The 13,518-nt window shown below is 43.4% G+C and carries 9 protein-coding genes; 6 read left to right on the forward strand and 3 right to left on the reverse strand.

Going from position 1 to position 13,518, the window contains the following annotated elements; translation table 11 throughout:
- Nucleotides 1-404 precede the first annotated feature (404 nt).
- The 6 genes from putP (at nucleotide 405) to AC1MCB_RS20310 (ending at nucleotide 6,034) form a co-directional block, all read left to right on the forward strand.
- Complete coding sequence (gene putP / locus AC1MCB_RS20285) at nucleotides 405-1,883, forward strand: sodium/proline symporter PutP (RefSeq protein WP_479966551.1); 1,479 nt, start codon at nucleotides 405-407, stop codon at nucleotides 1,881-1,883.
- A gap of 109 nt (nucleotides 1,884-1,992) precedes the next feature.
- The gene (gene bla, locus AC1MCB_RS20290; protein ID WP_479966552.1) at nucleotides 1,993-2,805 is read left to right on the forward strand and encodes a subclass B1 metallo-beta-lactamase; all 813 of its coding nucleotides are present in this window, start codon (nucleotides 1,993-1,995) and stop codon (nucleotides 2,803-2,805) included.
- Nucleotides 2,806-2,969: 164 nt separating this feature from the next.
- Nucleotides 2,970-4,007 (forward strand): sialidase family protein, encoded by a 1,038-nt coding sequence (locus tag AC1MCB_RS20295; protein WP_479966553.1) that lies wholly within the window; start codon nucleotides 2,970-2,972, stop codon nucleotides 4,005-4,007.
- A gap of 123 nt (nucleotides 4,008-4,130) precedes the next feature.
- The gene (locus AC1MCB_RS20300; RefSeq protein WP_479966554.1) at nucleotides 4,131-4,337 is read left to right on the forward strand and encodes a hypothetical protein; all 207 of its coding nucleotides are present in this window, start codon (nucleotides 4,131-4,133) and stop codon (nucleotides 4,335-4,337) included.
- Between the two features lie 337 nt (nucleotides 4,338-4,674).
- Nucleotides 4,675-5,202, forward strand: coding sequence for a hypothetical protein (locus AC1MCB_RS20305; RefSeq protein ID WP_479966555.1), 528 nt, complete (start codon nucleotides 4,675-4,677; stop codon nucleotides 5,200-5,202).
- Between the two features lie 160 nt (nucleotides 5,203-5,362).
- Nucleotides 5,363-6,034 carry an alpha/beta hydrolase family protein gene (locus AC1MCB_RS20310; protein ID WP_479966556.1) on the forward strand — a complete coding sequence of 224 codons (672 nt, stop codon included), beginning with the start codon at nucleotides 5,363-5,365 and terminating at the stop codon, nucleotides 6,032-6,034.
- 32 nt (nucleotides 6,035-6,066) lie between these two features.
- Here the strand turns inward: AC1MCB_RS20310 and AC1MCB_RS20315 are convergent, their stop codons facing one another.
- From AC1MCB_RS20315 to lacZ, 3 genes are read right to left on the reverse strand one after another with little or no spacing between them, the layout of a single operon-like run.
- Nucleotides 6,067-8,376 carry an aminotransferase class III-fold pyridoxal phosphate-dependent enzyme gene (locus tag AC1MCB_RS20315; protein WP_479966557.1) on the reverse strand — a complete coding sequence of 770 codons (2,310 nt, stop codon included), beginning with the start codon at nucleotides 8,374-8,376 and terminating at the stop codon, nucleotides 6,067-6,069.
- A gap of 5 nt (nucleotides 8,377-8,381) precedes the next feature.
- Nucleotides 8,382-10,346: an MGH1-like glycoside hydrolase domain-containing protein gene (locus AC1MCB_RS20320; protein ID WP_479966558.1), complete on the reverse strand. Its 1,965-nt coding sequence runs from the start codon at nucleotides 10,344-10,346 to the stop codon at nucleotides 8,382-8,384.
- Between the two features lie 13 nt (nucleotides 10,347-10,359).
- Complete coding sequence (gene lacZ, locus AC1MCB_RS20325) at nucleotides 10,360-13,485, reverse strand: beta-galactosidase, LacZ type (RefSeq protein WP_479966559.1); 3,126 nt, start codon at nucleotides 13,483-13,485, stop codon at nucleotides 10,360-10,362.
- Between the last annotated feature and the right edge of the window lie 33 nt (nucleotides 13,486-13,518).

Genomic DNA, 13,518 nt, shown 5'->3' on the forward strand with positions numbered 1-13,518 from the left:
CATCACTTAATTTTTGCCTTTTTGAAGTACGTTACGTCCCCAGGTAGCGGCTGCGGAAGATAATCCACTGACTTTTATCTTTTTACACCTATGGATTGCTTATAGCAGAGACTACCACTGTAAGAGAAAGAAATATAATTGCTCGTAAAATGGTCCATCAGGAATAAGCTAGTCAGGCTTCAATATCAAATTTCCCACCTGCAAAAAAGGGATGATGGCGTTTATCAAAAAGGTTTTATAGTGCAATATTCCATCACGAAGAACGTCGGTATTACAGGGATATTGATTTTTTATCTTTTCTTTGGGACATTATTTTTTAGGCAAAAATCCTGAGCAATCGGCTGGGATAAATGCAATCAAATAATCTAACTCATTCAATTTTTCCTTCGGAACTACAACACGAAATGGATATTTATCAAATGATATCAATCGGCATCTACATGCTATTGATGATAGCTATAGGGTTTTATGCTTATAAAAAATCAACATCTAACGTAGATGAGTTCTTGCTGGGCGGGCGGAAAATGGGTGCCGCTGTCACGGCCTTATCAGCGGGCGCCGCCGATATGAGCGGATGGCTTTTGATGGGATTGCCCGGCGCTATGTTCGCGTCGGGAATTTCCGCCAGCTGGATAGCCATCGGGCTAACCATGGGCGCCTATCTAAACTATGTGCTCGTGGCGCCACCCTTACGTGTTTACACAGAGAAGGCACAGAATGCTATCACAATCCCGGATTTTTTTGAGAAGAGATTCCGTGACAAGTCGAAATTGCTCAGATTTATTTCTGGCGGGGTCATCCTGGTATTCTTTACACTCTACACATCGGCGGGGATGGTATCAGGGGGTAAACTTTTTGAATCTGCTTTTGGGATGGACTATAATTCCGGACTCTGGCTTACCAGCTCGGTAGTGGTACTTTATACCTTTTTAGGGGGATTTCTTGCAGTAAGCTTAACGGATTTTGTACAGGGCACCATTATGGTATTGGCGCTGGTCCTGGTGCCAATCGTAGTATTCACTGACCTTGGAGGCGTCAGTCCCGTCTTTGAGGCTATCGGTGCCAAGGATGCAAAGTACCTGAGTTTGTTCGAAGGAACCACCACCGCTGGAATCCTCTCCCTGATGGCCTGGGGACTTGGATATTTCGGTCAGCCGCATATCCTGGTCCGCTTCATGGCAATTGATACCGTGAAGCAGCTCAGATCGGCAAAAAAGATAGGGATCACCTGGATGATTTTTACTGTGGGAGGAGCTATGCTGGTGGGTCTGGTTGGGATCGCATACATGAAAGGCAAAAATTTAAGCATAAGCGACCCTGAAACTATTTTTATCTATTTCTCCAAAACCTTGTTTCATCCTTTTATAGGAGGATTTCTATTATCAGCTATTTTAGCCGCGGTGATGAGCACAATTTCCTCACAGCTGCTGGTAACCTCGAGTTCTCTGACTGAAGATTTTTATAAAGCGTTTTTTAGGAAAACTGCCCCTGAGAAAGAACTCCTGCTTGTAAGCAGACTATCGGTATTTTTGGTAGCCGTTGTTGCCCTGCTTTTATCGCTTAATCCTAAAGAAAGTATTCTTGAGTTGGTGGGTCACGCATGGGCTGGTTTTGGTTCTGCATTTGGTCCGCTCATCCTTCTTTCCCTCTTATGGAAAAACACAAGCCGGAATGGGGCTATTGCCGGTATGCTGGTTGGTGGCATCACTGTTCTTCTGTGGGTATATATGGATCATTCCTATAAGGAGGTATATTCAATGATCCCGGGATTTGGCTTCTCTTTGCTATCAATTGTAATAGTTTCGGCAATGGGTGGCAACACTTCTCTGGAAATTCAGCAGGAATTTGATGAGGTGAAACAGGAGCTAAGAGAGACTTATTAATGATATTTTATAGTGCATAATGGTGTTGTGGCTGATCGCTGAGACTTGAAATTAACGTTAATGATATTTTTCATGACGAACTTTAAATTTGCTCCTATACTTATTAAACATGATAAAGAAATTGATTAAAGTTTTTTTAACGCTGTTTGTATGGCTGGGGCCGTTCTCAACCTCCAATGCAAGTTCAGCTAAGGCCACTAATAAAATTGATACAGATGTTTCAAGAGAGCATCTGGTTTTCTCCATGGATTCCATTATTTATAAAACGGACGACCTGGTTATTCACAAAATATCGAAGAATGTTTATGTTCATGAAACTTTTCTGCAATCAGAAAGCTTTGGGAGAGTCGCATGCAACGGAATGATTGTATTGAATCAAAATCAAGCAATTGTTTTTGATTCTCCTTCCGACAATCAGAGCTCAACAGAACTAATCAGGTTTGTTACCAATCAACTGAATTCCAGGATCAATGCAGTGATTACTACTCATTTTCACGCGGATTGTGTAGGTGGACTGAAAGCGTTTCATGATAACAAAATCCCATCCTATGCGAACCAACAGACTATTCAGATACTTAAAGCCAGAGGATATGAGGATTATGCAATTCCTCAACAAGGTTTTGAGAATTCACTGATGCTTAGTGCAGGCAATGAAAAGGTATATGCAGAATTTCTGGGAGAAGGCCATACGAAAGATAATATTATCGGCTACTTTCCTAGAGGCAATGCCTTATTCGGGGGATGTCTGATAAAAGAAGTTGGCGCCGGTAAAGGCAATTTGGAGGATGCAAACGTGCATAATTGGTCCGAAACAGTGGGTAAGCTGAAACAAAAATATCCGGGTATAGAAACTGTGGTCCCCGGACACGGAAAATCCGGTGGGGTAGAATTGTTGAATTATACCATAAAGCTATTTTTATGAATGTAAAGAGTGCGGTAGGTAAAGGATCTATATTTTACTTTACACTATAATCTCTTGCGGAGGGAATTATAGCGACAAATAGGCCATCCAGATAGATTCGCAAGAACAAATAAGCAATTGACACCCTTATAGTATATTCAGGTGTGATTTCACAACAAAACAATATGTTCAAGCACTTTTTATTTTGCCTGATACTACTTTTGAATACCTCACTTCTCTTTGGACAAGGCTCCTGGAAAAAGATCAGGGAAGAGCAAGTGTTTAGAAATCCTCCGTTTAATTCGTGCCACGCATCTACTATTGCAGAGCTTAAACCGGGAAAACTACTGTTGTCCTTCTTCGGGGGTTCACAGGAAGGGAAAAAGGACGTGAGTATATGGACGGCAACCATAGAGAAAGATGGCATTTCAGAGCCAATCAAAGTAGCCGACGGTGTAGTTAATGATTCCCTGCGCTACCCAACATGGAACCCGGTCTTGTTTAAACCACGAGAGAACAAATTATTCCTGTTCTATAAAGTTGGGCCCAATCCGCGGGAGTGGTGGGGCATGTTGAAGACCTCGGACAACGACGGTGTGACCTGGTCGGCCCCTCAGGCATTACCGAAAGGCATACTGGGACCCATTAAGAACAAGCCAATTCAGTTAGCGGATGGAAGTATTCTTTCGCCATCGAGTGTAGAAGAGTCTGAAGAACGATGGAAGGTCCACATCGAGAAATCTGTCGATTCAGGACAAACATGGACGGCTATTCCTGTAGATCCGGGTTCGGAATATGACGTTATTCAGCCAAGCATCTTAGCGTATGGGAATAATAAACTTCAAATTTTATGCAGGAGTAAACAAGGAAATGTGATTCAATCCTGGTCTGCAGACGGGGGAAATACCTGGGGAAAACTTACAAAAACACAATTAGTAAATCCCAATTCCGGAACCGATGCAGTTACTTTGAAGGATGGCACACAGTTAATTGTTTACAATCCGGATCTGCCGGGTAAGGACTGGTGGAATGGCCGGGGAAAACTTCGGATAGCATCTTCTAAGGATGGAAGGTCATGGGAGGAGGTCGCAATACTTGAAGACGCAGCGACTGGAGAGTATAGTTATCCGGCGATTATACAAAGTAGTGACGGGCTTGTTCATATTACGTATACGTTTGACAGGAAGAATATTAAATATGTTGTTTTAAAATGGAAAGGGTAAGAACTCCACCCCGGGAAAAACGAACATTGCCATCAGCCCGGATTAATCCCCCGATCTAAAAGGGTTCCGGCGCTTTTTCAATTTTTATATTTCCCGTAACTTTAGATCATCAGGATTTCAATCGTGAAAAACAAGACAGGTATAATCAGCGGTTTTGTGTTAGGTGTAGCCGGTTTTCTATGGTTATTTAAGATAATTTTTCTTGATAATATTCCACCAGCAGATGAGCTCGCCCCAGGAGTTGTGGTTATTGCTGCGGTGCTCAATGGATTATTGTTTGCTTTTATAGGTTCTCTGATTCAGAATTATTTTGTGAAGAAGCAAAACTAAGTAGAAGCGAACATTAAATGACTTAACTTATAAATTGACCCGCCTCCGGATTTTTGTGCGTCCCTTACCCATTTCCTTCAATTGCAAATTTCCATATTCGTTCAAAGCCACCGATTAACGGAGTTCGGCTAGTTGGCTGGCACGAGCCAATAAAAGAGCAAACCTCTATATTTTTTAAGCAAAAAAAGACTATTACTATCCTTTTTTAATTTTTAAATAATACGTAAATTAATGTGAGCTGGAAGGAGTAGTACGGCTTAACAATCTGAAGTTCTATGCGATACTACTATTTCATAGGTTGAGGATTGAGTTGGTCAGATATAACTTGATACTCGAAATGAAAAAGCTTTCATTAATTATCCTTTTACAATTTGCAACTACATGCATCAACGCTCAATCTATTAATTTCAGCCAGGCAGTCAAACTTTTCAGTACCTGGCTCGAAACAAAAGGACAGCGTCCTGAACCCATTTCCTCACAATTGACGATGATAAATGCAAACTGGACTATTGAGCCTGTCAAACCGATAATAGAGGCTCATTCAAAGTATTTTCTGTGGGAGTTCCCTTTGGCGAATAACGAAAAACAACAATTTGCACTTTACCTCGAAGAAGATGGAAGAATTACCAAATACTCCCTGACATTTGTGTTCTTCTCGAAGGCTCAATTCGACATTTTTGAAAAGGCTATCCGGGCTGATGATCGCAAAGCTACAAGGTTTGTTAATAATCTAAAATCGGAGACTGAGATTTCTTCGCGTAGTTCTTCAAGATCAATATTATTACGGGCCTTTCCAATTGACGATTCCGGACAGGGGAAGTTTGCCTATACACTTGAGATTTTTTCGAAGTACACAAATAAATGAAGATAGGGTTATAGGTTTATAAGTGTATGGGTTTATAAGTTTATAGTATCCGGTATTTGTAACTTGATTAGCTTATTCTTATAGCTGAGAGTATTGAATCATTAAACAAAGATTTCCGGGAGTATACTCCGTAATTTTTGGAAGGTTCATTTCTTCAAATATGAACACTCACTACCTATCCCTTCACGTTTCATCTGAAATCGGCGATGTTTCAGCTGAGTTGATCACACCTGATAAACCAATCGGTGTAGTGACACTTGCGCATGGAGCAGGAGCGGGAATGAATCACGGGTTCATGTTGGCAATTTCAAAATCACTTGCCGTAAAAGACATTGCGACCCTTCGATTCAATTTCCCATTTGTCGAAAAGCAAAAACGAAGACCTGACTCTCCCGCGGTAGCTCACAAGACCATCGAAGTGGCAATTGCCAAGGCTCATGAATTGTTTCCTTCACTTCCAGTATTTGCATCAGGTAAATCTTTTGGAGGAAGAATGAGTTCACAATATTTGTCAACGCTACCAGCTGCTGATGTAAAAGGAATTATTTTTTTCGGCTTTCCGCTTCATCCACCCGGAAAGCCTTCTATTGAAAGAGCCGAACACCTTAAAGCCGTATCAGTCCCTATGCTTTTTTTGCAAGGTACAAGGGATGAGCTGGCATCCTATGAGCTGATAGACAAAGTGTGCGCTTCCCTTCAATTAGCAACCCTGATAACGATCGAAGGAGCGAATCATGCATTCAAAACAGGAAAGCAAGATCTCATGCCGATACTTACGGAGGCCACCAGAGCCTGGATAGGTGAGAAAATAAAATTTGATACTAACTCGTAAGAAAGCTGCAGTATGGAAGTTATCTATCAACCTCAACTTATTTGATAAGTCCTAAGAACTTCATCGAGGTTTCTGACCATGTCATCAGCATTCTTTTTGGAAAAAATAATGGGTGGTTTGATCTTCAACACATTTTGAAAAGGGCCGTCTGTACTTAAAAGAAAACCTCTTTGTTTCATCAATTCTACGATGGAGTTAATTCCTGAAACAGCGGGTTCTTTTGATGCCCTGTTGGTCACCAGCTCGACACCGATAAAAAGTCCATGTCCCCGTACGTCCCCGATCAGGCTATGCCTCTTCATCAGTTCTTTCAGTCCATTCATAAGGTGTTCGCCCGTTTCCAATGCGTTCTTCTGTAATTCTTCTTCTTCTATAACCTGTAGTACGGCGAGACCAGCGGCCATCGAAACCGGGTTACCCCCATAGGTATTGAAGTATTCCATCCCATTATTGAAAGCTGCGGCAATTTCTTCGCTTACGATCACGGCGGCAAGCGGATGCCCGTTACCGATAGGTTTTCCGAGAACTACGATGTCTGGTTCCACACCCTGTAATTCAAATCCCCAGAAGGCTTCACCGACTCTTCCGAAGCCAACCTGTACTTCGTCTGCAATGCAGACACCGCCTGCGGCTCTTACCTCCTGATATACCTGTCTTAAATAGTCTGGAGGTAATGGGATCTGCCCGCCGACTCCAAGTAAGGTTTCGCATATAAACGCTGCGGGTCTTTTGTTCTCTTTGTTTAATTCCGTAATGATCCCCTTCACATCGGAAGCATATTTTTTTCCTGCATCGGCATCGTTATACCCGTAATTACCCCTGTATAAGTCTGGGTTCATCGCTTTATGAACATAGGGTTTTTGCCCGAAACCGCCTTTTGCGTCAAATTTATAAGGACTCATTTCAATAGCAACGGTTGAGGTTCCATGATAGGCATGGTCCAGCACAATGACATCCTGCTGTTTAGTAAAATGCCGGCTCATACGGATGGCAAGATCATTCGCTTCACTGCCGCTGTTAGTGAAGTAACATACCTTGAGCTTTGCCGGCAGCGTAGCAGTAAGCTTCGCTGCATATTCTGCCAGGTGATCATGAAGGTACCTGGTATTGGTGTTTAAGGTGGCCGTTTGTTTATGAATGGCTTTGACAACCGTAGGATGGCAATGTCCTACATGGCTTACATTATTCACACAATCAATAAATGTATTTCCTTTGTCATCATACATGTATTGTAAAGCACCTTTAACAATTTTCAAATGATTCTTGTAACTGATGCTGAGATTGCGGCCGACATGGTCTTTCCTTTTGTTTTCCAGCCCGGTATAATCGTCATCCTGGTCAATAATAGAAGAAAAATTACATGCAAGTCTGAAAGCATTGTGGGCCTTAACAGGATTGATTTCAATCAGTTTGAATAATAATTTCCAGGCATGCGTTTCACTAATGAAGTGATGATCGTTTGAACTGTTCAAAGATGCGCTGAAGGCAGAACGGGTGACACTGATACACAGGCGTCCGGCGATCAGGTAATATAAAATAGAAACCTCCTGTTCTGTTAGTGGATAGTTTTGATGGTATCCTTTAACAACCAATGTGGCAGCACTTAAAACATCAGCCTGCCGGAACATAGCGTAGGTGCAGGCTACGGCAAGGTTGTTAATCAGGTGCGTATATACCATATCGCCAAAGTCGATCAAGCCTGTTACCCTGGTGCCGTCTGTCAGCACATTATAATCGTTGGCATCGTTGTATATGTAAGCTTTGCGAAGCGTATACTGAAACGGCTGCACTTCTGCCTGGAACTGCATGAAAAAATAAGCCGCCACTCTTCTTTTTTCATGGTCCTTGATGTGCTGTAAGTTTATTTGTGCGTCCAGAGTATTGGCGATATCCCATTCGTAATGCCTGTGCATCGCCGGATTACGAAAGTTTTTCAGGAAATCATCCATTACGGCCAGCGTCTTACCCAGGCTTAGGAATAACTCATCAGAACATAGGGCAACATCAGCCCAGAATGTGCCCCCGAGGAAGGTCAGGATTCGCAAGTAGTAGTTCCTGCCATCGATCAGAACCATTGTCAATTCCCTGCCTTCTGTATTGGTAAGAAAATGCTGAAATTTATCCGCAATACTGCTGTTTGACAGATGATTAATTGCTTTCACCTGTGCCCCCAGAAAATCATATCCAGGCTCATCGGTAGCTACTTTGAACACATAGCGCCTGCTATCTGAACCGGTGAGTAGAAAATTTAGTTCATCATATCCGTTCAGGGGTTTTACATCAGCATCCAGTTGGTAGTGTTCTTTTGCAAGGTGTTTTATATAGTGTTCTGTAAAAATCATTGTTTCTAGTTTTTTAATAGCATTAATACATGGGCTGCCGACCAGCTAAAGTTAATCGCATTTAACCCGTCGCCTGTTAGTGGATGATAATTTTCACGTATAGGCTTATCGCCAAGAAGGCCGTCTGCATTCGTCCATAACTTGTTGACAAACTCATTCGCCAACGGCGCATATCCGTATCTCTTCAGGCCTTCGATTCCAAAGTAAAACTGGTCGAGCCAAACGGGCCCGCGCCAGTAGCCATTTTTGGGATTAAATTTCGGATGATCTGCTGTAAACGTAGGAAGCGGAACATACGTATTAAACTTTGTTTTATCAGCCATAACAGCCCTTACTCTTTCGGCCTGCTGCTTATCGGCAATTCCCGCCCATAGCGGTATCCCGCCTTCGGTCCCCTCTATTGTAATAAGTTCATGTTTGTCAAACAGTTTATCGTAATAATACCCTTTGTACTCATCGAAAAAGTGTTTGTTAATTAATGAGGCTAGTAAACCAGCATCTTTTTTCCATTGTTCAGCTTCGGGCTGATTCAGGACGATTGCCAGCTTGTATAGATAAATTTTTTCAGCCTGGAGATATGCGTTCAGATCAACTGATTCCTGATTTAATGACCAGGCATTATCATTGTTTTTAATCATCACGGCGCTGTCAAACCTGACCGCATTGTCCATGCCGCTTTCCCATGCGGCCGCAACCCGCGTACCATCTGTTGACCCGTACTCGCACAAGCCATTTCGGTCATGGTCACGGTTTCGATACCACCATTGATGATATTTAACCAGCTTCGGATAGATCTTTTTTACAAAATCAATATCCTTGGACTGTTCAAAGATCTGCCACACGGCCCAGGCCGACAGGGGCGGTTTGGTATCCCGCCAGTTGTTTTCAGCTTTATCGGAGTAAATACAGTCGGCTATCATTCCCTGGTCGTCCTGGTAGTCGAACATGCACAATACGTTTTCTTTGGCCAGTTCCGGATGAAAATAACTCAGGGCCACAGCCTGTTTCCAACTATCCCAGCTCCAGACACCATAAAAGCCCTGATAGTTAACGGAAGGAAAAACGCCATCGTGCAGCAAGTCCTTCGCTTTACTGCGCCAGTTGGTTAATAACGTCATAATAGATTTTACCGCCAGGCGTTTTTTAGGCTCATCCAGACCCGGAACCGAAGAAAAGTATTTATTCAGATATCCATCCCATCGGATTTGATTTTTCGTTAGTTCATCAGCAAAATCGTAGGATGCAGTTGTGCCCGGCTTTTCATCTGCAAGAAGAAAGTAACGATGTATCTGGCTTGTGGTGAATTGCTCCTCTGGCTGTAATATAACTTTCCTGCCTTTCGTCTCATACGAGTTTCCATTTAGTCGGAGGTTTTCCTTTTCTTTTCCCTGGTATACTATTTCAAACCGATGGGGGTTGTTTTCAAAGTTAACCAATAAGCCGTCCGGTACTTTTTGCATACGGGCAGACGAAAGCAGAGCTTTTCCTTTCCACACCATTCTAAGCGTTCGTTTACCTGGCGAGAGATTTTTAATTTCCACCTGCAATAAGGACTCGCGGCTTGAAACAAAAATTAAGTTCATCCCGATCTTTAATCCGCTCGTTTCAAAGACCTGTTGTAACAATCCGGGGAAATAACGGAGGGATGCCTTAGCAGAATCGAGTGCTATTTTTTGGCCGCCCTCAAAAATATGCAGTTGTGCAAGGTTGTTGGCCAGCCATTCACCCTTCATATCCATCAGCAGTGGGCCCGTGAAAGAACCGAAGTCTGAGCTTTTTTCCGGCAGCGCATAAGCATGCCAGGCACCCAGGTCGCTAAAACATGACCGTTCAATGTTATTTATATTGGCATCGTTTACCGTTGTCTGCAGCTTCAGCATATTCGGGAAGTTGTTCCTCTGTGCATACAGCTCTGCACTTATCAGGAAAAAGAACAGGCTGCCTGTTATTCTGTAAAATATCGTACTCATTGGGATTTAATGGCTAAAAGATCATTGTTAATACGGGCCGCAGCGTGAAGGAATATTTATAATTCCGGTAGGGCAGCATATATTCGGAATGAGTTTGTGCCCCCCAACTGTTATCTCCACCAACGCCCATTTGTTTATAGTCGATATTCCACCAGATCAGGTCATCATTTAACATGGAACCGCCATGGTTATTTTCCGGGGCATGTCTGTCGAAATCAAGCTTCCTCATGTCAAAGTGCAGCACACCGGTGCTGATGGGCTTATTGGCGAGTACCATCAAACCCAGGCCACTGCTGTTTTGCATGGCCATCCAGCGCACATCGGTGCGGTAGCCACTTTCCTGTGCACGTGGATAGGGGTGAAATAATGAGTCGGCCGGCATGGAATATACGTCAACAGCCGCCGCTGCATTCCGGTCCCAGTAATTGTCAAAAGGCCCGCGTCCCAGCCAGGTGGTTTTGTCGAAATCCTTTTTGAGAATCACTTTCATGCCGAACCGGGGCAGTTCGGGGTGCTTTCCCTGCCCGGCATTCATCGATACATCCACCCGAATATCGCCACTGGCGTGTATAAGATACTGCACGAGATAATGGGCATCGACCGAAGGTAAATAGTGGACCGTACTGATCAGAAGTTGCCGGGTATCAAGCTGTCTCACAACAAATGAATCCAGCCTTGCATTATCCGGAGCGGTTTGCCAAACTGCACACCGGATTTGCTGACTATTGCCAATATCATTGTCAGTGGCAGCGCGCCAAAAATGTGGCATAAGGGGTTCTTTAACAATGGATGTTCCGGCTATAGAATAAGACTGCAGCCAGCCTGTTTTTTTATTGAAGGTCACCGAAAAGCTTTTATTGAGGATGCTTAATTTCCCGGAATCTTCGTCTCTCCGCAGGGGCTGATAGGTAGTCAGAAGACCTGCCAGCGGCTTTTTATTAACCACAGGTAATGCGAATTGCTCCCAGGCAACGACATAGCCTGCCGGCAGGAACAAAGTGCTGTCCTTTGTTTTGGCTTCTATCGTCAGGAAATATTCAACGCCTGGTTTTACCTGGTAATCCGGAATGCTTAAGTTATATTCTTTTGTTTCCTGCGGGGCCAAATCCTCGATCCCGACTTTTCCTTCCACTACCATCTTTCCGTCTGCTTTGATAAACCAATTGAAAGAAAAGTCAGCCAGGTTAGTGAAATCGAAGCGGTTGCTGATCCGGATGGTAGCGGCTGAAAAATTAACCGGCTCAAAGTGAACAGGCTGATGCACCTTCTTCAATTCATACGCCTGCGGGTGCGGTCGCCTGTCGGCCGTGAACAAACCATCAGCACAATAGCTGGTATCGCTGGTGGCACCAACATTACCCATATCTCGGCCGTAAGCCCAGATATCCCTTCCATTGCTGTCTTTCTTTTTGAAAGTCTGGTCAGAAAAATCCCAGATAAAACCGCCCTGCAGCTGTTCATACTTATAGATTAAATCCCAGTAATCTTTTAAATTACCCCCGCCGTTACCCATCATGTGAGCATACTCGCACAATATTAACGGCCGCGGCCTCCATTCTTTCACATAGTCCTGTAGAAAACCCAGGCCTTTATACATCGGGCAATAGATATCTGTATAAGGGTTGTCCCTCGCTTCTTCATACTGAACCGGCCGCGTATTGTCGCTGGACTTAAGATAGTTATAGGTAGCTATGAAATTATCTCCGAAGCGGCTTTCATTGCCAAGAGACCAAGTGATGACGCTGCAAAAATTTTTATCCCGTTCAAACATTCTTTTGGTGCGGTCGAGATAGGCCGCCATCCATTCAGGCTTGTCGGACAATGTTTTTACAGAACTGAAGTCCATGCCATCACATTCGATATTCGCCTCATCAACTACGTAAATGCCATACTGGTCACAGAGTTCGTACCATTCTTCTGCGTTAGGATAATGACTGGTCCTTACCGCATTGATATGATATAGTTTCATCAGGCGAATATCATTAACCATACTCTCCCTGGTGACCACTTTTGCTGTGATCATATCATGCTCATGCCGGTTAACACCTTTTAATTTAATAGCCTTGCCGTTTACCAGCATCAAACCGGTTTTAATTTCGATGCTCCTAAACCCGATTTTATGCGAAATGCTCTCAACAGGTTCCCCCTTTTCATCGACGTGATTAATCACCAGGGTATAGAGGTTAGGGTGTTCCGCGTTCCAGCTTTTGACATCCTTAACCCGGTGATTAAATTGAAACTCTTGCCTGCCTTCCAGCTTTGATCGCTGCTGATAAATTACTTTGCCACCATCATTCAGTATTTTTACCTGGAGAGACTGGCCGTTTCGTTTGGGCGATGGTTGTTTGTTAAGACTGACAGTCAGATCAAAAATCCCGTCCTGGTACCGATCATCTAAGCCGGCCTTTACAAAGAAGTCGGCAACCGACAGTTTCGGCCTTGCGACCAGGTAAACGCTGCGTTCAATACCGCTTAACTTCCACATGTCCTGGCCTTCCAGGTACGTGCCGTCACTAAAACGGAAAACCTGGATGGAGACCGAATTTTTGCCTTTCTGTAAGTAAGAGGTAATATTAAATTCTGCTGGTGTTTTGCTGTCTTTGCTGAAACCTACGTATTGCCCGTTTATCCATAAGTAAAAAAAAGAGTTTACCGCGCCCAGATGGATAAATATATCTTTTCCATCCCATGCGGAAGGTATGTTAAGATCCCTTCTGTACGACCCGACAGGATTATGGTCTTTGGGAACATAAGGGGGATTGGGCGGGATTGGATATTCAACATCCGTAAAAATAAATTTATCAAACCCTTCTGTCTGCCAGTTGGCGGGAACCTTAATGTTCTCCCATTTGCTGACATCGAACTGCGTTTTAAAAAAATCCGGAGGCCGGCTATCCGGATTGGTGGATAACTTAAATTTCCAGATCCCGTCCAGCGACTGAATGAAAGGCGAATTTTGCCTGCTTATCGCACTTTGCTCAGTAGGGTAGGGAATAAAATGTGCATGCGGAGCTTCTGTATTTAATGAAACCCTCACCGGATTTTCCCAGTCATTTATTTGTGCTTCAGCATTTATGCATCCAAACAGCAGAAGAGTAGTTACGCTTGTTATTACGATTGATTTTATTGCGCTCAGCATATAATAAGTAGCTAATAAGGAGCCCTCATAAAA

This window comes from Daejeonella sp. AP26, assembly GCF_056680515.1.

Bases quoted from the DNA above. Each gene is read 5' to 3' on its own strand.
- AC1MCB_RS20295 (WP_479966553.1), top strand. From the start codon at position 2,970: ATGTTCAAGCACTTTTTATTTTGCCTGATACTACTTTTGAATACCTCA.
- AC1MCB_RS20320 (WP_479966558.1), bottom strand. From the start codon at position 10,346: ATGAGTACGATATTTTACAGAATAACAGGCAGCCTGTTCTTTTTCCTG.
- bla (WP_479966552.1), top strand. From the start codon at position 1,993: ATGATAAAGAAATTGATTAAAGTTTTTTTAACGCTGTTTGTATGGCTG.
- AC1MCB_RS20305 (WP_479966555.1), top strand. From the start codon at position 4,675: ATGAAAAAGCTTTCATTAATTATCCTTTTACAATTTGCAACTACATGC.
- lacZ (WP_479966559.1), bottom strand. From the start codon at position 13,485: ATGCTGAGCGCAATAAAATCAATCGTAATAACAAGCGTAACTACTCTT.
- AC1MCB_RS20315 (WP_479966557.1), bottom strand. From the start codon at position 8,376: ATGATTTTTACAGAACACTATATAAAACACCTTGCAAAAGAACACTAC.
- putP (WP_479966551.1), top strand. From the start codon at position 405: ATGGATATTTATCAAATGATATCAATCGGCATCTACATGCTATTGATG.
- AC1MCB_RS20310 (WP_479966556.1), top strand. From the start codon at position 5,363: ATGAACACTCACTACCTATCCCTTCACGTTTCATCTGAAATCGGCGAT.